This is a genomic window from Agromyces sp. 3263 (genome assembly GCF_031456545.1).
Taxonomy (GTDB): Bacteria; Actinomycetota; Actinomycetes; order Actinomycetales; family Microbacteriaceae; genus Agromyces.
The window spans coordinates 295,388-313,611 of sequence record NZ_JAVDUV010000001.1 but is presented as its reverse complement, the minus strand read 5'-3'; the positions used below and the strand labels follow the sequence as shown (position 1 = coordinate 313,611).

16 protein-coding genes are annotated in these 18,224 nt (G+C 71.6%); 10 read left to right on the top strand and 6 right to left on the bottom strand.

The window, feature by feature from the left end; genetic code table 11:
- The 4 genes from J2X63_RS01485 to J2X63_RS01470 are packed head-to-tail and all read right to left on the bottom strand — an operon-like array spanning window position 1 to window position 4,089.
- Window positions 1-975, bottom strand: a complete 975-nt coding sequence (locus J2X63_RS01485; protein ID WP_309973158.1) for a MoxR family ATPase — start codon at window positions 973-975, stop codon at window positions 1-3.
- Complete coding sequence (locus J2X63_RS01480; protein ID WP_309973156.1) at window positions 972-2,273, bottom strand: DUF4350 domain-containing protein; 1,302 nt, start codon at window positions 2,271-2,273, stop codon at window positions 972-974. The genes J2X63_RS01485 and J2X63_RS01480 overlap by 4 nt, the downstream gene beginning before the upstream one ends.
- On the bottom strand, window positions 2,270-2,929 hold the full coding sequence (locus J2X63_RS01475) for a DUF4129 domain-containing protein (RefSeq protein WP_309973155.1): 660 nt from the start codon (window positions 2,927-2,929) through the stop codon (window positions 2,270-2,272). Before J2X63_RS01475 ends, J2X63_RS01480 begins: the two co-directional genes overlap by 4 nt.
- Entirely contained in the window at window positions 2,920-4,089 is a 1,170-nt protein-coding gene (locus tag J2X63_RS01470) for a glycerophosphoryl diester phosphodiesterase membrane domain-containing protein (protein WP_309973154.1), read from the bottom strand. The genes J2X63_RS01475 and J2X63_RS01470 overlap by 10 nt, the downstream gene beginning before the upstream one ends.
- Before the next feature lie 314 nt (window positions 4,090-4,403).
- Here J2X63_RS01470 and mtrA point away from each other — a divergent pair, with 314 nt between their 5' ends.
- From mtrA to secA, 6 genes are all read left to right on the top strand, one after another.
- Window positions 4,404-5,084, top strand: coding sequence for an MtrAB system response regulator MtrA (gene mtrA, locus J2X63_RS01465; RefSeq protein ID WP_309973152.1), 681 nt, complete (start codon window positions 4,404-4,406; stop codon window positions 5,082-5,084).
- Window positions 5,085-5,091: 7 nt separating this feature from the next.
- Window positions 5,092-6,768: an MtrAB system histidine kinase MtrB gene (gene mtrB / locus J2X63_RS01460; protein WP_309973150.1), complete on the top strand. Its 1,677-nt coding sequence runs from the start codon at window positions 5,092-5,094 to the stop codon at window positions 6,766-6,768.
- Entirely contained in the window at window positions 6,761-8,443 is a 1,683-nt protein-coding gene (locus J2X63_RS01455; protein WP_309973148.1) for a GerMN domain-containing protein, read from the top strand. Before mtrB ends, J2X63_RS01455 begins: the two co-directional genes overlap by 8 nt.
- Window positions 8,444-8,537: 94 nt before the next feature.
- Window positions 8,538-9,305, top strand: coding sequence for a ComF family protein (locus J2X63_RS01450; protein ID WP_309973146.1), 768 nt, complete (start codon window positions 8,538-8,540; stop codon window positions 9,303-9,305).
- Window positions 9,306-9,328: 23 nt separating this feature from the next.
- Entirely contained in the window at window positions 9,329-10,033 is a 705-nt protein-coding gene (hpf, locus tag J2X63_RS01445) for a ribosome hibernation-promoting factor, HPF/YfiA family (RefSeq protein ID WP_309973143.1), read from the top strand.
- 200 nt (window positions 10,034-10,233) lie between these two features.
- Complete coding sequence (gene secA, locus J2X63_RS01440) at window positions 10,234-13,029, top strand: preprotein translocase subunit SecA (protein ID WP_309973142.1); 2,796 nt, start codon at window positions 10,234-10,236, stop codon at window positions 13,027-13,029.
- A gap of 82 nt (window positions 13,030-13,111) precedes the next feature.
- Here secA and J2X63_RS01435 read toward each other — a convergent pair whose 3' ends face one another.
- Window positions 13,112-13,555 (bottom strand): Rv3235 family protein, encoded by a 444-nt coding sequence (locus tag J2X63_RS01435; RefSeq protein ID WP_309973140.1) that lies wholly within the window; start codon window positions 13,553-13,555, stop codon window positions 13,112-13,114.
- A gap of 178 nt (window positions 13,556-13,733) precedes the next feature.
- Here J2X63_RS01435 and J2X63_RS01430 point away from each other — a divergent pair, with 178 nt between their 5' ends.
- The gene (locus tag J2X63_RS01430) at window positions 13,734-14,333 is read left to right on the top strand and encodes a hypothetical protein (protein WP_309973138.1); all 600 of its coding nucleotides are present in this window, start codon (window positions 13,734-13,736) and stop codon (window positions 14,331-14,333) included.
- 12 nt (window positions 14,334-14,345) lie between these two features.
- On the opposite strand, the gene J2X63_RS01425 is transcribed toward J2X63_RS01430, so the two are convergent.
- A complete protein-coding gene (locus J2X63_RS01425; RefSeq protein WP_309973136.1) occupies window positions 14,346-14,639 on the bottom strand; it encodes a helix-turn-helix domain-containing protein in 294 nt (97 codons plus the stop codon).
- A 133-nt stretch (window positions 14,640-14,772) separates the two neighbouring features.
- Between J2X63_RS01425 and J2X63_RS01420 the strand changes: the two genes are divergently transcribed.
- From J2X63_RS01420 to J2X63_RS01410, 3 genes are all read left to right on the top strand, one after another.
- A complete protein-coding gene (locus J2X63_RS01420; protein ID WP_309973134.1) occupies window positions 14,773-15,405 on the top strand; it encodes a hypothetical protein in 633 nt (210 codons plus the stop codon).
- On the top strand, window positions 15,402-16,652 hold the full coding sequence (locus J2X63_RS01415) for a regulator (protein ID WP_309973132.1): 1,251 nt from the start codon (window positions 15,402-15,404) through the stop codon (window positions 16,650-16,652). The genes J2X63_RS01420 and J2X63_RS01415 overlap by 4 nt, the downstream gene beginning before the upstream one ends.
- 63 nt (window positions 16,653-16,715) lie before the next feature.
- A complete protein-coding gene (locus tag J2X63_RS01410; protein ID WP_309973131.1) occupies window positions 16,716-18,209 on the top strand; it encodes a histidine kinase N-terminal domain-containing protein in 1,494 nt (497 codons plus the stop codon).
- Window positions 18,210-18,224: the final 15 nt, after the last annotated feature.

Here is an 18,224-nt window from a genome sequence, read left to right as displayed (position 1 = left end):
TCAGAGCGGCACCTGCACCTGCTGGACGACCCCGCGGAGGACGGCATCGACCGAGACGCCCTCGAGTTCCGCCTCGGGCCGCAGCTGCACGCGGTGCCGCCACACCGGCAGCAGCATGGCCTGCACGTGGTCGGGGGTGAGCGAGTCGTAGCCGGTGAGCCAGGCCCAGGCCTTGGCGGCGGCGAGCAGCGCGGTCGTCGCCCTCGGGCTCACGCCCAGCCGCATCGACGGGCTGCGTCGGGTGGCGCGCGCGAGATCGACCACGTAGGCCAGCACGTCGTCGGACACCCGGACCCCCGCGGCCGCCGACCGGGCCGCGGCGAGCTCGGCCGCGCCGAGCACGGGCGTCACGCCCGCCGCTCCGAGGTCGTGGGGGTCGAATCCGTCGGCGTGGCGTCGCAGCAGCGACACCTCGGCGTCGCGCTCGGGCACCTCGAGCACGAGCTTCATGAGGAATCGGTCGAGCTGCGCCTCGGGCAGCGCGTAGGTGCCCTCGTACTCGATGGGGTTCTGCGTCGCGGCGACCATGAACGGGTCGGGGAGCGGGCGCGTCACCCCGTCGGCCGACACCTGGCGTTCCTCCATCGCCTCGAGCAGCGCCGACTGCGTCTTGGGCGGCGTGCGGTTGATCTCGTCGGCGAGGAGGATGTTCGTGAACACCGGCCCCTCGCGGAAGGCGAAGTCACCGGTGCGCGGGTCGTAGGCGAGCGATCCGGTGACGTCGCCCGGCATGAGGTCGGGGGTGAACTGCAGCCGGCGCGTGTCGAGGCGCAGCGTGCGGCTCAGGGTGCGCACGAGCAGCGTCTTCGCCACGCCGGGCACGCCCTCGAGCAGCACGTGCCCCCGGGTGAGCAGGGCGATGATGAGGCCGGTGACGGCGCCGTCCTGGCCGACGACGGCCTTGCCGACCTCGGTTCGGACGCCGTTCAGCGCCGCCCGCAACTCCTCGTCGGTGGTCGCGATCGCGTCGGTCATGGTCGCCTTCCTGTCGGGTGGTCGGGGTGCTGGTTCGGGTCGGAGCCTGGGCCGTGGTCGTGCGGGCGGTCCTCGACGTGCTGGTGGTCCCGGTCGTGCGGCCGCACCGAGCCGGCCACCTCGTCCTCGAGTCGCGAGAGCTCGGCGGCGAGGTCGACGAGCTCGCGGTCGCCTGCCGGCTGCGCGCCGACGAGCAGGCGCGCGACGGATGCCGCGTCGCGGCCGGTCGCGGCAGCGGCGGCATCCGACACCGCGTCGGCGGCGGCCGCACGCGGCAGGCGCAGCGTCGTCGCGATGCGCCCCATCGCGGCGAGACGTAGCTGGTCGAGCGCGTGCCCTCGTGCCGCACTCCGCGCGTACAGCCGTGCTCGTCCCTCGCTCGTCTCGCCGGCGCGGACCGTGACGGGCAGGCGCTCGGCCACCAGCGGTCCGAAGCGGCGGCCCTGCCAGACGCCCGCCGCGATCACCACGAGGATCGAGAGCACCAGCACCGGGCTGACCCAGCCGGGCGTGAGCTCGGCCATCGTGGGCGCCTGCGACGGATCGGCGTCGGCGGGTCCCGGCAGGTACCACGCCACTTCGTCGGTGGCCCCGAGCAGGCCGATCGCGAGGGCGGCGTTGCCGGCCTCGGAGATGTGCTCGTTCGTGAACACCGTCGTGGCGCCCACCAGGGCGATCTCGCCCCCCGATGGGCCCGGCCCCGTCGCCAACGCGAAGCCGTGCTCCGCGTCGCGGAAGCAGCCCGTCCACCCGGCAGAGGTCGCGTCGGCGTCGATGGTGAGCAGCCGCTGCCCATCGGAGAGCTCGCGGGCCTGTCCGGCGGCACGCAGGTCGCAGGCCACGTCGTCGATCGTCCCGCTCGCGGCCCCGGCGAGCCGGACGCCTGGCGCGAGCGCCTCGAGGGATCGGAAGGAGGGCTCCGCCACGACCAGGCGATCCGCCGTCGTGGCGAGGTCGTCGAGTCGATCCCCGTCGAGCACGTCGAACTCGTCGTAGAGGAGCACGGTCGCGCCGCTGCGCGCGGCGTCGACCGCATCATCGAGCGAGTGCGGCTCGGTCACGGTGACGCCGTGCTGCCGGAGCACCTCGACCAGAGCCCTGGAGCCGGCCGGCGCGGCGTTGCCGGCGCCCAACGTGGGCTCCGGTGCGCGGAAGCCGCCCTGGGCGACGAGCATGACGACCGCACCCACCACGAGCACCGCACCGATGACGATCCACGCGCGCCGCCGGCGCAGCGCCTCGCGGATGGTCGGGGTGACCGCACCCGTCGGCGTGGTCGTGGGAGGTGCGACGCTCATCGAGGAGCCGCCATTGCCGCACGGCCGGCATCCGCCGGGGTGGCGGCCGCGAGCGCGAGGTCGAGCTGCACCAGCTCCTCGTACCGTGCCCGGGATCCCGATCGCCCGAGGTAGCGGACTGCGTCGAACTCCGAGGCGGCGGACCGCAGCGACTCCGCGTGGTCGGGGAACGGGGTCGACGCTGCGACGGCCACGCCCCGCGCAGTGGTTCCGGGATGCACCTGCACGAGGTCGCGGTCGACGGCACCGCGCACGATCGCTCGGTACCGCTCTTCGATGGCGAGTGGCCAGTCGCCCGACTCCGCCGCCGCAGCGGCAGCCGCCCGCAACGCGGTCAGGTCGCGACGATCGTCGTCGTCGAAGAGCGGCGCGGGCGGCCGCTGCCGTCGACGGAGGCGCGGCAGGCCGAACACGAGCAGGCCGATCAGCACGACGAGCACCACCGCGATGACGAGGAGCAGCACGAGGAGGGGCGCCGGAATGCCGACGGCTCCTTCGAAGAGGCTCACGAACCAGTCACGGACCTGCTGCATGGCGAGGTCGAACGGTGTCGGCTGGGCGCTCCGGTACTCGGGTTTCGCGAGCTCGTCCTCGAGCCACCGACGCGCCTCGGGCGCGTCGGGATCGAGTGGCTCGAACAGGAGGGTCAGGACCACGCGGCCGGAGGTTCGCTTCCACGCGGCGCCGACTCGACCGGTACCCGATACGGGTCTTCGGCCTCCTGCCCCGCCTCGCGAAGCTCGACGTAGCGTTCGAGTTCGAGGTCGAGGCCCTCGCGCCGCATCCGGAGGTCGATGTAGATCACGGCGACGAGTGCCGCCTGCACCACCGCCGTGATGGCCCCGATGAGCAGCGAGAGGACGAGCGTGACGATCGTCGTGATCACCGTCACGGCCAGGGCGGCGCCGGTGCCCGACGGATCGATGAGCACGGCCAGGATCGTGCCGACGAGCGAGACCGGCTGCACGACCACCTGCGCGGCCACGTTGAGGATGACGGCCACGAGCACCAGCACGCCGAACGTGCGCCAGTACGCGCCGTCGGTGAGTCGCCACGACCGAGCGACGGCGGCTCGGATGCCGACCTGCTCGAGCACGATGATGCTGGGCACGATCGCGAGCTTCACCCCGATCCAGAAGGCCACCACGAGGAGGCCGAGGCCGAGGAGGAGGCCGACGACGATGCCGACCACGAGCCCGATCGGCGACGAGGTCGAGACGGCGGCGAGGACGACCTCGCCGGCCACCACGCCGAAGGCGACCAGGAGCGCCACGGCGACCAGGAGGGTCCACCCGATCAGCGGCCAGATGCGCGCGGCCGCCCGGCGCCACAGCGCACCGAACCCGAGGCGGTCGCCGACCGTGCCCGTTGCCACGTCGACGACCATGACCCCCTGCAGGAACGCGCTCGCGACGATCGAGAGGAGCACGGGCACGAGCGACAGGAGCAGGAAGCCGCCGACCGCGCCCGAGAGGATGGCGTCGGCATCGGCGCCGGTCGCGCCCTCGAGCCTCGAGAAGGTCAGCCCGAAGAACGGCACGATCACGGCCGCCGCCGCCGCCGCGGAGACGAGCTGCACGATCAGTCCGCTGCCGAACGTCGGCGCGGGGTTGCGCCGGAGCGTGCGGAACGGCGCCCACATCAGGGTGCCGAACCCGAGGGGTCGCAGGGGGAGGAGCCCGGGCTTTGGCGGGGGCACCCATCCGGCTGCCTGCTGCGGCGCGTACCCGGGCGGCGGGACCGTGTAGCCGGGCGGCGGTCCGTAGCCCTGCTGGAGCGGCGCGGACGGAGGCTGCGGCGGTGCGGACGGAGGCATCGGGGGAGGCGTCGGCACGCCGGTCGGCGTGGGGGATGGGGCATCCGCACCAGGCCCGTGGACGGGTGCTGCGCCGGGCGCCTGCCAGTCGTGATCGGACACCTGCGTGCGCTCCTTCCGGGGGTGTGCACCATGCTCGCACACTTCGTGCAGGCCGTGGCGGGCCTGGGGATCCCCGGGGGCTCGAGCGCGCGAAGGCCCCCTCAGGCGTTCAGCCGCCGTGCAGGGCGCTTCCGGACGACGCACGGGTTCCAGCGACTACAGTGGTTCCACTGCCATCGGTCCGTCCCGCGGACCCCGACGGAAACAGACGGATGACCCCACGCGTACTCGTCGTCGACGACGACACGGCCCTCGCGGAGATGATCGGCATCGTGCTGCGCACCGAGGGCTTCGACCCGGTGTTCTGCGCCGACGGCACCGGTGCGCTCGCCGCCTTCCGGGAGACGAAGCCCGATCTCGTCCTGCTCGACCTCATGCTCCCCGGCATGGACGGCATCGAGGTGTGCGGCCGCATCCGGGCGGAGTCGGGCACGCCGATCATCATGCTCACGGCGAAGACCGACACCGCCGACGTCGTCAAGGGCCTCGAGTCGGGCGCCGACGACTACATGGTCAAGCCCTTCAACCCGAAGGAGCTCGTCGCCCGCATCCGCACCCGCCTGCGTCCGGCGCCCGACCCGGTCGTGGAGACGCTGGGCGTGGGCGACCTCACGATCGACGCCGCGGGCCACGAGGTACGGCGAGGCGACCAGCGCATCAACCTCACGCCCCTCGAATTCGACCTGCTGCTCACGCTCGCCTCGAAGCCCCAGCAGGTGTTCACGCGCGAGATGCTGCTCGAGCAGGTCTGGGGCTACCACTACAAGGCCGACACGCGGCTGGTGAACGTGCACGTGCAGCGGTTGCGCGCGAAGGTCGAGCACGACCCCGACAATCCGCGCATCGTCATGACCGTGCGCGGGGTCGGCTACCGCGCCGGCGCGACCACCTAGGAGCCGCATGGCCGCGGCCGACGCCCAGTCCCCACGCGCCGCCCTCTCGTGGCGCGATGTGCCGCGCCGCCTCTCGGTGCTGTGGCGCCGATCGCTGCAGTTCCGCACCGTCATCATCACGCTCGGGCTGTCGGGCCTCGCGATCCTCGTGATCGGCCTGTACATCTCCTTCAGCGTCGCGTCGAACCTGTTCCAGGCGAATCGCGATGCCGTGCTGGAGGCATCGAACAACGCGACCGGCGCGGCCCAGAGCCTGCTGAGCGCGTCGGATGCCTCGGACCGGGCGTCCATGCAGAAATTGGTGGCCGACGCCATCAGCACCGTCTCGAGCGTCTCGGGCAGCAACGACCTCGGCCTCTTCCGGGCACCCGGCCAGGACGCCGTGACCTTCGCCCCGTCGGACCGGCTGAGCCCAGGGCTCTCCGGCGTGATCACGCCCGAGCTCCGTTCGCAGGTGCAGGATCACCCCGACACCCAGTACTGGCAGTCGGTCGCCCTGCCCGACGATGAGGGCGGCACGCATCCCGGCATCGTCGTCGGGAGCGACCTCGAGTTGCCGTCCGACGCCGGGCGCTACGAGCTGTACATCGGGTATGACCTCGCCGAGGCGGAGCAGACGCTCGCGTTCATGCAGATCACCGGCATGGTGGGCGCCGCCGCCCTGCTCGCCCTCCTCAGCGCGATCACCCTCGTGGTCGTGCGCGGCGTCATCGAGCCCATCCGGGCGACCGCCGCCACCAGCCGACGGCTCGCCGCCGGCGACCTCGGCGTGCGCATGCCCGAGAGCGGCGAGGACGAGCTCTCGACGCTCGCGGCGTCCTTCAACGGCATGGCCGACAGCCTGCAGGCGCGCATCAAGGAACTGGCCGAGCTCTCCGTCATGCAGCAGCGGTTCGTCTCCGACGTGTCGCACGAGCTGCGCACGCCGCTGACGACCATCCGGCTCGCCGGCGACGTGCTCTACGGGCAGCGCGAGGACTTCCCCGGCCCGACCTCGCGCACGGTGGAGCTCCTGCACACCCAGACCGACCGGTTCGAGCGGCTGCTCGCCGACCTCCTCGAGATCAGCCGGTACGACGCCGGATCCGTCACGCTTGCGACCGAGCCGACCAACCTCGTGCACCTCGCGGGCGATGCGATCGAGTCGATGCACCAGCTTGCCCTCGAACACGGCACCGAGCTCCGCCTCGAGGCACCCGGCGGGCACCTCGACGCCGAGGTCGACCCGCGACGCATCCGACGGATCGTGCGGAACCTGCTCGGCAACGCGATCGAGCACGGCGAGGGTCGCCCCATCGTGGTGGCGGTCGACAGCAACGAGACCGCGATCGCGCTCTCGGTGCGCGACTACGGCATGGGCATGACGCAGGAGGAGGCCGAGCGGGTGTTCGACCGGTTCTGGCGTGCCGATCCCAGCCGCATGCGGACGATCGGCGGCACCGGCCTCGGCCTCGCGATCTCGTTGGAGGACGCGGTCGCCCACGGCGGAACCCTCGATGTGTGGTCGAAGCCCGGCGCGGGCACGGTCTTCCGGCTGACGCTGCCACGGGTGCCGGGTGCCGAGGTGGTCTCGCCGTTGCCGCTCGAACCTGCCGATGCCGGCGCCGCGGGTCCCGCTCCGACCGGGGCCGTGGGCGCCGTGCCGACGCTCGAGACGGGGTCCAGGGAGGTGCACGGTGCGTAGCAGGATTCTCACCGCGACATCCGCCGCACTCGTCGCAGCACTCGCGCTGGCCGGCTGCGCCTCCATCCCGAGTTCGGGTCCCGTCCAGCCGGGCGAACCCGTCGTCGCCGAAGCCCCGAACGACTTCGACATCCTCGCCGACCCGCCCGCCAAGGGAGCGAGCCAGGCGCAGATCCTCGACGGGTTCCTCAACGCGGCACAGAGCCCGCGGGAGAACTACCAGATCGCGCGGGAGTACCTCACCGACGCGTTCGCCGACGAGTGGGAGCCGGGCGCGGCTGCGACCGTCGACGTGCTCGCCGAACGGGAGGTGGGCGTGGTCGACCCGACGGCGATGCGCGTCGAGGCCACCCCGGCCGCGCTGCTGCGCGACAACGGGCAGTACGAGGAGCCGGCGTCGCGGACGCCCATCCCGTTCGACTACCGGTTCGAGCAGGTCGACGGGGAGTGGCGCATCTCGAGCGCGCCGCAGGGCATCCTCATCGACCAGGGCGAGTTCACGCAGGTCTTCCGCGACTACACGCTGTACTTCCTCGATCCGACCGGGCGCTACCTGGTGCCCGACGTGCGTTGGTATGCCGGGCGAGACTCGGCGCAGACGACCATCGTGCAGGGACTGCTGGCCGGAGCGGCGGACTGGCTTGCTCCCGGGGTCGTCTCCGCGTTCCCCGAGGGCGTGCAGCTCGAGCCGGCCTCCGTCCCCGTCGAAGGCGGCGTGGCGAGCGTGTCGCTCGCGGGCGCGGCGTTCGACGACCTCGGCACCGTGCAGCGCATGCAGGCGCAGCTCGATGCCAGCCTGATCGGCGTGCGCAACATCACGAGGGTCGACCTCACGCTGAACGGCGTCGACCCCGACGTGCCCGAGCCGGCGCGCCGCCCGTCGAAGTCGCCGCGCGTCGACCCGCGCACCGTCGTCTTCGACGGGGAGACGTTCGGCTACCTCGCGGCGTCGGGGGAGTCCATCGACCCCATCCCCGGCATCTCGGAGTCCGTCGCCGCCCTGCTTCCCCTCGGTGCCTCCGTGGGGATCGGCGCCGAATCCGCGGCGGTGCGGTCGCCGGAAGGGGTGTTCCTCGTCCGCGCCGGTGAGGAGACGAAGCCGCTCGATCTGCGCGCCAACCTGGTCGTGCCCGCCATCGACGGCCAGGGCATCGTCTGGTCGGTGCCCGCCGATCACCCCGATCAGCTCATGTGGTTCGCGCCCGACGGCACGACCGGCCAGGTCGCCGTGCCCTGGAGCGGCTCCTCGATCGCGTCCATCGAGGTGTCGCGCGACTCCACGCGACTCCTCGCGATCCTCGCCGACGGCGGCCGGACCCGGTTCGTCGTCGCCGCCATCGAACGGGGCGACGACGGCCTGCCCTCCGAGCAGGGGCTCGGGCAGCTCGTGCTGAACCTGGCCGACGTGACGGGGACACCGCTCGACGTGGCGTGGCTCGACTCGAGCACCGTCAGCTCGGTCACCGGGCTCAGCGACGGTGCCACCCGACTGGTGATCCAGGAGCTCGGCGGCATCTCGCGCGAGCGCGGCGGGCCCGAGGCCGGCATCCAGGTCGACGGCGGCAACGCCGATCTCCGGGTCCTCACGGCCGCGGGTGACCTCGACGTGCAGGTCGGCGTCGGCTGGCAGGCGCGCGCGGTCGGCATCAGCTTCGTCGCGTCGCAGCTGCCCTGATCGTCTCGTCCTCCCGAGGGCGGTGGGACGGACGACCGTCGTGCGCGGTGCCGACTGGTGACACCGCGCCGCCGGTGGGGTCGATGCTGACCGCGTGGCCGCCGACTCGCTCCGCCGCGTGCAGGTGTTCGCCCGCGACGCGCTGCTCGACGCGTGCGCCCTCCTCGTGCCGGTTTCGTGCGCCGGATGCGGCGCCCCCGACCGCTCGGTCTGCGCAGACTGCGTCGGTGCCCTCCGGCCGAGGCCCGAGGTCGTGACGCGGGACGGCATCTCGGCGTGGGCGGCGCTCGAGTACGGCGGCGTGGTGGCGCAGGTGGTCACCGCCTACAAGGACTCCTCCCGAACGGATGCCGCGGCGCCACTCGCCCGGGCGCTGCACGCTGCCCTCGCCGAGGCCGTCGCCGGCCGGCCCGCCGGTGCCCTCGAGGTGTGCGCCGTGCCGTCGACCCCGGCCGCCATGCGCGCCCGCGGGTATGCGCCCGTCGACGCGCTGCTCGCTCGCTGCGGCATCCGCCCGTCGTCCGTGCTGCGCCTCGCGCGCGATCGCCGCGACCAGGCCGGCCTCGGCGCCGAGGCGCGCCGGGCCAACGCCCACGGGGCCCTCGAGGCCCGGCGTCGCCTCGACGAACGCCGGTTCGTGCTGGTCGACGACGTGCTCACGACGGGCGCGACGATCGCCGAAGCCGCCCGCGCCGTGACCGCCGCAGGCGGCGCGATCGACGCCGTGGTCGTGCTCGCGCAGACCCCGCTGCGCAGATCCGGGCCCAGTTCCGAATCTCGGCAACCTCTCCGTGACATCGGGAGCGCGGACGACTACGGTGGCAGGACAGGCGTGGTCGATCCACCCTTCAGATCCGGGTGACACGCCGGTGAATGGAGGTCGTCATGGAACTGAACATCGTTGGACGAAACCTGGGGGTCACCGATCGGTTCCGCGCCTACGCGGCCGAGAAATCGGAGAAGGTCACCCATCTCGCCGAACGAGCCATCTCCCTCGACGTGAAGCTGAGCCGTCACAATGAGAAGAACGGCAACACCGGACCGGATCGCGTCGAGCTCACCCTGGTCGGCAAGGGACCTGTGGTGCGTGCCGAAGCCGACGGTTCGGACAAGTACGCCGCGTTCGACGTCGCCCTCGGGCGATTGCTCGAGCGCATCCGCCGCGCCAAGGACCGCCGCAAGGTCCATCGCGGCCAGCGCAGGCCGACCTCGCTCCGCGAGGCGACCGACGTCGGGTTCGCCGAGGTCGGCGTGCAGGCCGCCGCGCCCGAGGTGCTCGAACAGGTGCGCACGGGCAGTATCCCGGTCATCGACGACGGTCAGGCGGCATCGTCGATGGAGGAGGACGAGGTCTACTGCCCGGTGGTCATCCGCCGCAAGGTCTTCGCCTCCACGCCGATGACCGTCGACGACGCGCTCTACTTCATGGAGCTCGTCGGACATGACTTCTACCTCTTCGTCGACGCCGAGTCGGGACGGCCCAGCGTGGTCTACCGCCGCAAGGGCTGGGACTACGGTCTCATCGGCCTCGACGGGGCGGATGCACCGGTCGACGAATCCGCGCCGGAGCTGCAGCGCGTCACGGTCTGACGCCACGACGATCGACGCACCCGGGCCGGGTGCGGGCCCACCGGCCCGCACCCGGCCCGCTTGCCGCCGTCGCCCAGCCTGCTGGCCGCTAGCATGGCTATGATGGCCGTCTGCACGGCGGCATCGGGCGTGCCCGGGCGTTCCACTCGAGAACGTGCCATCCAAGGGACGTGGCGCCCGACGACTACAGGAGAACATTCGTGGCTTCGATTCTGGAAAGGGTCCTCCGCGTCGGCGAGGGCCGAACCCTCAGGCGGCTGGAGAACTACGCTGCGGCGATCAACTCCCTCGAAGACGACTTCCAGGCCCTCAGCGACGAGGAACTGAAGCACGAGACGGTGGAGCTGCGCGAGCGCTATGCGAACGGCGAGTCGCTCGACGACCTGCTGCCCGAGGCCTTCGCCGCCGTCCGCGAGGCGAGCCGTCGTACGCTCGGCCTCCGGCACTTCGACGTGCAGCTCATGGGAGGCGCTGCGCTCCACCTCGGCAACATCGCCGAGATGAAGACCGGTGAGGGCAAGACCCTCGTCGCCACCACGGCCGCCTACCTCAACGCGCTCACGAGCCGGGGCGTGCACGTCATCACCGTCAACGACTTCCTCGCGAGCTACCAGTCCGAGCTCATGGGGCGCGTCTTCCGCGCCCTCGGCATGACGACCGGATGCATCGTGGCCGGCCAGACCCCCGCGGTGCGCCGTGAGCAGTACGCGGCCGACATCACGTACGGCACGAACAACGAGTTCGGGTTCGACTACCTGCGGGACAACATGGCGTGGCAGTCGAGCGACATGGTGCAGCGGGGCCACTACTTCGCCATCGTCGACGAGGTGGACTCGATCCTCATCGACGAGGCGCGCACGCCGCTCATCATCTCCGGTCCGGCATCGGGCGAGGCGAACCGCTGGTTCAACGAGTTCGCGAACCTCGCCAAGCGGCTCGTGCCCGACGAGGACTACGAGGTCGACGAGAAGAAGCGCACCGTGGGCGTGCTCGAGCCGGGCATCGAGAAGGTCGAAGACTACCTGGGTATCGACAACCTCTACGAGTCCGCGAACACCCCGCTCATCTCGTTCCTGAACAACTCGATCAAGGCGAAGGCCCTCTTCAAGCGCGACAAGGACTACGTCGTCATGAACGGCGAGGTGCTCATCGTCGATGAGCACACCGGCCGCATCCTCGTGGGCCGTCGCTACAACGAGGGCATCCACCAGGCGATTGAGGCCAAGGAGGGCGTGCAGGTCAAGGCCGAGAACCAGACCCTCGCGACCGTCACGCTGCAGAACTACTTCCGCCTCTACACGAAGCTCTCGGGCATGACCGGCACCGCTGAGACCGAGGCCGCCGAGTTCATGTCGACCTACAAGCTCGGCGTCGTGCCCATCCCCACGAACAAGCCGATGGTTCGCATCGACCAGCCCGACCTCGTCTACAAGAACGAGGAGGCGAAGTTCGCCCAGGTCGTCGAGGACATCGTCGAGCGCCACGGCAAGGGCCAGCCCGTGCTGGTCGGCACCACGAGCGTCGAGAAGAGCGAGTACCTCTCGAGGCTGCTGGCCAAGAAGGGCGTTCGCCACGAGGTGCTGAACGCCAAGAACCACGCCCGTGAGGCGGCGATCGTCGCGCAGGCGGGCCGGCACGGCGCGGTCACGGTCGCGACGAACATGGCCGGTCGAGGCACCGACGTCATGCTCGGCGGCAACGCCGAGTTCCTCGCCGTGCAGCAGATGCACGAGCGCGGACTCAGCCCCGTCGAGACGCCCGAGGAGTACGAGGCCGCATGGGACGAGGTGTTCCAGAAGGTCAAGGCCGAGGTCGCGATCGAGGCCGAGAAGGTGCTGGCCGCGGGCGGGCTCTACGTCCTCGGCACCGAGCGCCACGAGTCACGACGCATCGACAACCAGCTCCGCGGTCGCTCCGGCCGTCAGGGCGACCCCGGCGAGAGCCGCTTCTACCTGTCGCTGACCGACGACCTGATGCGGCTCTTCAACGCGGGTGCCGCCGAGAGTCTCATGTCGCGCGGCGTCCCCGACGACGTCGCCATCGAGTCGAAGGTCGTCAGCCGCGCCATCCGCTCGGCGCAGTCGCAGGTCGAGGCGCGCAACGCCGAGATCCGCAAGAACGTGCTCAAGTACGACGACGTGCTGAATCGCCAGCGTGAGGCGATCTACAGCGACCGCCGCCACATCCTCGAGGGCGACGACCTGCACGAGCGCACCCAGACGTTCCTGGAGAACGTGATCGACGAGGTGCTCGACGCCCACACCGCAGAGGGCAACCCCGACGAGTGGGACTTCGACGCGCTGTGGACCGAGCTGAAGACCCTCTACCCGATCGGCATCACGATCGACGAGGTCGTGGCCGAGGCGGGCGAGAAGGGCCGTGTCAACCGCGACTTCATCCGACGCGAGATCCTCTCCGACGCCAAGCTGGCCTACCAGCGCCGTGAAGAGCAGCTGGGCAGCCCGGCGATGCGGGAGCTCGAGCGCCGCGTGGTGCTCTCCGTGATCGACCGTCGCTGGCGCGACCACCTCTACGAGATGGATTACCTCAAGGACGGCATCGGCCTGCGCGCGATGGCCCAGCGCGACCCGCTCGTCGAGTACCAGCGCGAGGGCTACGCGATGTTCCAGCAGATGATGGGATCCATCCGCGAGGAGACCGTCGGCTTCCTCTTCAATCTCGAGGTCGAGGTGGCGCCGCAGCCCGGCGTCGGCGGGGCGACGATCGAGGCCAAGGGCCTCGGCCGCCAGGGCGCGTCCGACGACAAGCTGAGCTACTCGGCGCCGAGCGATTCGGGCGGCGTCGAGGTGCGCAACCAGCGTGGCCAGGTGCAGCAGGCGGCGACGCAGCGCGCGCGCCGTGCCGTGGCGCAGGCACAGGCGCCCGCCGCGGAGGTGGAAGCGTCGCGAGGCGCGTTCGGCCAGCGCACCGGCGGCGGAGACGCCGGACCGCAGAATCGCTCGGAGCGTCGCGCTCAGGAGCGCAAGGGGCGCTGACGCACGAGAACGAGCGGGATCCCTCGGCCGATCGGCTGGGGGATCCCGCTCGTTCGTCGTGCGGGGCGTGTCGTGCGGCTCGTCAGAGGACGCTGATGGCGCTCGCGCGCCAGCGCTGGTCCATGCCCTCGAGCCGGATGGCGACGGCGCGTGCCCTGGCCTTCTGGTGCACCATGACCACAGCCTCGAGCACGCCGTCTGCCGGCTCGCACAGGTGCACGTGGCCGACGGTGAATGCCGGCCGCTGAGGAGCCTGCCCCTTGACGCGTCGGGCGCGGGCGGCCAGCACGACGCGCTTCGAGAGGTTGCGATAGACGTCGTCGGTCACCCATCGGGCGAGCTGCTCGAGGTCGCGGGCGCCGGCGAGCACCTCGATGACGCAATGCGTGAGGCTTCGCAGCAGCGGTTCGGGATCGGGGAGTTCACTGCGGCGTGCCGGCTGACGACCGAAGAACTCGTCGTCATCGAGGAACTGCGGGGCAGCGACTCGCATCGTTGCGTGGCCGGCGGCAGGGCGTGCGGTCATCTCGGCTCCATTGAGGGGATGGCGGCGGCCTTCAGCCGCCCGGTTGGATCACCCCCGATCGGGGGACGTCGGGGAATCCTCGACTGAACCGTACGCATCCGCGCCGACACGTGTCAAGGATTTCGGGCACCTGTGGAGAACGATCCGATCACGGTGTGGCGGAGGGTAACGTGCGTCCATGCGATGGGACCTGCTGTTCGACGACCTCGAGTCGCAGCTCGACCATGAGCAGCGGGAGGAGGAGCGGGCCCTCGCACTCGAGGAGGAACGGCTGCGCCTGGGGCGGCTGACCCTCCGCGATCGACTCATCGCGATGGCCAAGGAGGTCGGAGACGACCCCTCCGCAGTCATCCGGGTGGAACTGCGCGGGGGCGAGGTGCACGACCTCCGACCGCTCGCGTTCGGCCGGGACTGGATGAGCGCGGCCCTGCACGGGCCCGCGCCCGCCGCGCGGCAGTGCATCGTGCCGCTCGGCGCGATCGCCGCCGTCCTGCCTGGTCGCACGCAGATCGAGCCGAGCCTCCGGCCCGTCCCCGAGTCGGCCGCGCGGCTCGCCGAGCGCATCGGGCTCCCGTTCGTCCTCCGTGACCTGTGCCGCAGGCGCCTCGCCGTGCAGCTCACCACGGACGACGGCAGGGTGCACGGCACGCTCGACCGCGTGGCCCGAGACCATCTCGACTTGGCCGTCCACGAGCCGGGCACCGTGCGGCGCGAGCGGGAGGTGCACGGCATCCGCATCGTGCCGTTCGAGCGGATCGTCCTCGTGTCGTTCGGCTGACTACGCCCGGGTTCAGTCGACGGGGCGGAGGCGGGCGGTCCGCGCGCCCGAGAGCTCGGTCACGTTCGCGAACTCGCCCTGGTTCCAGAGGGAGTGCCTGCGCGTCGCCTCGTATTGGTCGTCGATCCACAGCTCGAGTTGCGTGCGCTCGACCCGCCATGGCCCCGACGTGCCGACCCGGATGGCCGGCAACTCGCCCGAGCGGATGAGCTCGTCGACCGTCGCGACATCGACCGCCAGCAGCTCAGCCGCGTCGGCGACCGTCAGGAAGCGGCCGATCTCGTCGCCTGAACCGGGTGTGGTCATGAGACCAGTATCGACCTGTCGTCGGATGCGGTGGGCAGGTGTGGATAACTTCGCAGCGTCCTCCCGGCTTCGGGTGACGATGGATGCCGGCGTTCGCGCCGACCGCTCTGCACCCATCTCTGGAAGGACGCCGATGGCTCGTCGACCCGCCCGCTCGGAGCGCGGCGCCCTCCGCCTCGACCCGCGCCTCGTCATCGGGATCGTGCTCGTCGCGGCCTCGACGACCGGCGTCTGGGCACTCGTGAACGGCCTCGACGACGCCATCGAGGTCTACTCCGTTCGCGACACGGTCACGGCGGGCACGCGTCTCGACGCCGACGACCTCGTCGTCGAATCGGTACGGCTCGGTTCGACGGCCGACCGGTACCTCGCGCCCGACGCGCTCGGCGACGGCGGGCTCGTGGCCATTCGCACCATCGAAGCCGGAGAGCTGGTGCCGCGTTCCGCCGTCGACGAGGTCGACCGCACCGGTCTCGCGACGGTCGTGGTCCCGAGTCGCGGTACGCTCCCGAGCGAGCTCCGCGTCGGTTCCACCGTCGATGTCTGGTCGGCACACGAGATCGAACGCGGCGCGTACGAACCCCCGGCCGTGCTCGTCGCGGGCGCCGAGGTCGCCGGCATCCAGGAGGCCGGCGGCATGGTGGATTCCGGTGCCGCCTCGGTCGAGCTCGTGATCCCGCGGGAGAAGGTCGCGGCGCTGCTCGAGGCGCTCGCCGCCGAGGACGCGATCGACCTCGTGCCGGCGCGGGTGAGCGAGCCCCGATGACCCGGCTGGCGCTCGCGCTCGACCCGGCGACCGAAGACCGCCTCCTCGCCGACGTGGTGGAGCACGGCCACACCGTCGTGGCCCGGCTCGTCGGGTGGCGAGACGTAGTCGACAGCCTCGACGTGCTGGCGCCCGACGTGGTGCTCGTCGGCGCCGGCCGGGTCACGCTCAGCGCAGAGCTGCTCGATGCGTGCGACGAGCGGGGCATCCGCGTCATCGCACTTGCCAGCGGCGACGGCGAGCGATCGAATGCCACGCAGCTCGGCTTGCACGAGGTGGTCGATCGGTCGGCGACCTGGAGTGAGATCGAGCTTCTCGTCCGAGGCGGGGTCCCCGTGCCGTCGCGCGTCGGCGAGGCGGCAAGCGGCTCCGCCCGGCGATCGGCGGAGCTCATCGCCGTCTGGGGTCCCGCAGGCGCGCCGGGTCGAACCACGCTCGCCGTGAATGCGGCCGCCGAGATCGCCGCCGCAGGCCACACGGTCGCACTCGTCGACGCCGATCCCTACGGCGGCGCCGTCGCACCGTCGCTGGGCCTGCTCGACGAGGCGCCGGGGTTCGCCTCGGCGTGCCGCCTGGCGGGCGGGGACGCGCTCGACCGCGCAGAGCTCGAGCGCATCGTGCAGCGGTACTCGGCGCCACGTGCCTCGTTCGACGTGTTCACCGGCCTCGTGGGGCCGAGTCGCTGGCCCGAGCTCGCACACGATCGCGTGACGGCGGCGCTCCAGGCGATTGCCGGGCAGGTCGAATACGTCGTCATCGACACCGGATTCAGCCTCGAGCGCGACGAGGAGCTCACGAGCGATCAGTTCGCGCCGCGCCGCAATGCCGCCACCTTCGCATGCCTGGCTGCCGCCGACCGGGTGATCGCGGTCGGGCTCGCCGATCCGGTCGGGCTGTCGAGGCTGCTGCGCGGCCACGGCGAGCTCGTCGAGCTCGTCGACGCCGACCGGGTCGACGTCGTCGTGAACCGCGTGCGGGCGGCGGCGCTCGGCATCGACGCGCACGCCCAGGTGCGCCAGACGCTCCGGCGGTTCGCCGGTATCACGGAGGCGACGCTGCTTCCGCACGACGGCCGTTCGACGGATGCCGCCATCCTCACGGCGCGCACGCTGCGCGATGCCGCGCCGCGCAGCCCGTTGCGCGCCGCGCTGCGGGAGTACGTGCTCGATCACGTCCTCCCCGTGCCCGAGCCCCTCCGGCGGCGCGGCTTCGCGCTGGCTCCGATGCGTCGTACCGCAGCCGGCTGACGTCGGGCCGCAGCCGGCTGACGTCTCGCGGCGGCACCCGGGACCGCCCACTACGCTGGGTCTGTGTCGACCCTCAGTGAACTCGTCCTCGCCCAGGGCCGCAGCAGTCAGGCCGATGTCGACTGGCTGCACATGCTCGTCGGCGACCTCCAGCTGCTCGCCGACCTCGCCTTCGCCGACATCGTGCTCTGGGTGCCATCGGGCGACGACGACTTCGTCGCGGTGGCCCACGCCCGCCCATCGAGCGCCGCGACACTCTTCTACCGCGACTTCGTCGGCCAGCAGATCAAGCCGCAGTGGCGAGAGCTCGTCACGGGCGCGTTCGAGTCGGGACGGATCACCGATTCCTCCGCGCCCGACTGGTACGAGGAGATGCCCACGCGGGTGCGTGCCGTCCCGGTGATGCGGCGGCTCTCGGCAACCGGCACCCACCTCGCGCCCGAGCCGGTCGCGGTGATCACGCGACACACGAACCTCGGAGCCACGCGGGCGGCCAGCCGGCAGGAACTCACGTTCAACGAGTGCGCCGAGGAGCTCTTCCAGATGATCGCGTCAGGCGACTTCCCCGACCTCGGTGCCCCGACGGGGCCACGTCGCGGTGCTCCCCGGGCGTCGGACGGACTCATCCGCCTCGACCTCGATGGCGTGACCACCTTCGCGAGTCCCAATGCACTGTCGGCCTTCAACCGCATGGGCTTCGAGGACGAGCTCGAGGGCGAGTCGCTCGCCGAGGTCACGACGCGCCTGCTGAGCGGCAAGCTCGTGGTCGACGAGTCCCTTCCGCTGGTGGTCACGGGCCGGGCGCCGTGGCGCACCGACGTGGAGTCCCGGGGCGTGACCGTGTCGCTGCGGGCCATCCCGATCCGGCATCGGGGCGAGCGCATCGGCGCGATCGTGCTGAGCCGCGACGTGACCGAGCTGCGCCACCAGGAGCAGGAGCTCATCACCAAGGACGCGACCATCCGTGAGATCCACCACCGGGTCAAGAACAACCTGCAGACCGTCGCGTCGCTGCTGCGCATCCAGGCTCGTCGCACGCACTCGGACGAGGCGCGCGACGCGCTGACGCAGGCGATGCGTCGAGTGGGGGCGATCGCGGTCGTGCACGACACCCTCTCCGAGGGCCTCACGCAGAACGTGAACTTCGACGAGGTGTTCGACCGTGCGCTGCTGCTCGTCGCCGAGGTCGCCTCCGCACACAACACGACGGCCCACCCCAAGCGCTCGGGGTCGTTCGGCGTGCTGCCGAGCGAGTACGCCACGCCGCTCGCGCTGGCCCTCACGGAGCTGGTCACGAACGCCGTGGAGCACGGACTCGCCGGTCAGGAGGGCGACGTCGAGATCACCGCCGACCGATCGCCGACGACGCTCACCGTCCAGGTGCGCGACACGGGCTCGGGACTCCCCGAGGGGAAGGTCGGCGAGGGTCTCGGTACCCAGATCGTGCGCACCCTCATCCAGGGCGAGCTCGGCGGGACCATCGACTGGCACACGGTGATGGGTCGCGGCACCGAGGTCACGATCGACGTGCCGTTGCGCTGGATCACGCCGGCATAGCGGTCGACCCGGCTG

What these genes read in the sequence shown, in the direction of transcription:
- J2X63_RS01485 (WP_309973158.1), bottom strand. Translation starts at nt 975, where the DNA reads ATGACCGACGCGATCGCGACCACCGACGAGGAGTTGCGGGCGGCGCTG.
- J2X63_RS01480 (WP_309973156.1), bottom strand. Translation starts at nt 2,273, where the DNA reads ATGAGCGTCGCACCTCCCACGACCACGCCGACGGGTGCGGTCACCCCG.
- J2X63_RS01470 (WP_309973154.1), bottom strand. Translation starts at nt 4,089, where the DNA reads ATGCCTCCGTCCGCACCGCCGCAGCCTCCGTCCGCGCCGCTCCAGCAG.
- mtrA (WP_309973152.1), top strand. Translation starts at nt 4,404, where the DNA reads ATGACCCCACGCGTACTCGTCGTCGACGACGACACGGCCCTCGCGGAG.
- mtrB (WP_309973150.1), top strand. Translation starts at nt 5,092, where the DNA reads ATGGCCGCGGCCGACGCCCAGTCCCCACGCGCCGCCCTCTCGTGGCGC.
- hpf (WP_309973143.1), top strand. Translation starts at nt 9,329, where the DNA reads ATGGAACTGAACATCGTTGGACGAAACCTGGGGGTCACCGATCGGTTC.
- J2X63_RS01435 (WP_309973140.1), bottom strand. Translation starts at nt 13,555, where the DNA reads ATGACCGCACGCCCTGCCGCCGGCCACGCAACGATGCGAGTCGCTGCC.
- J2X63_RS01430 (WP_309973138.1), top strand. Translation starts at nt 13,734, where the DNA reads ATGCGATGGGACCTGCTGTTCGACGACCTCGAGTCGCAGCTCGACCAT.
- J2X63_RS01425 (WP_309973136.1), bottom strand. Translation starts at nt 14,639, where the DNA reads ATGACCACACCCGGTTCAGGCGACGAGATCGGCCGCTTCCTGACGGTC.
- J2X63_RS01420 (WP_309973134.1), top strand. Translation starts at nt 14,773, where the DNA reads ATGGCTCGTCGACCCGCCCGCTCGGAGCGCGGCGCCCTCCGCCTCGAC.
- J2X63_RS01415 (WP_309973132.1), top strand. Translation starts at nt 15,402, where the DNA reads ATGACCCGGCTGGCGCTCGCGCTCGACCCGGCGACCGAAGACCGCCTC.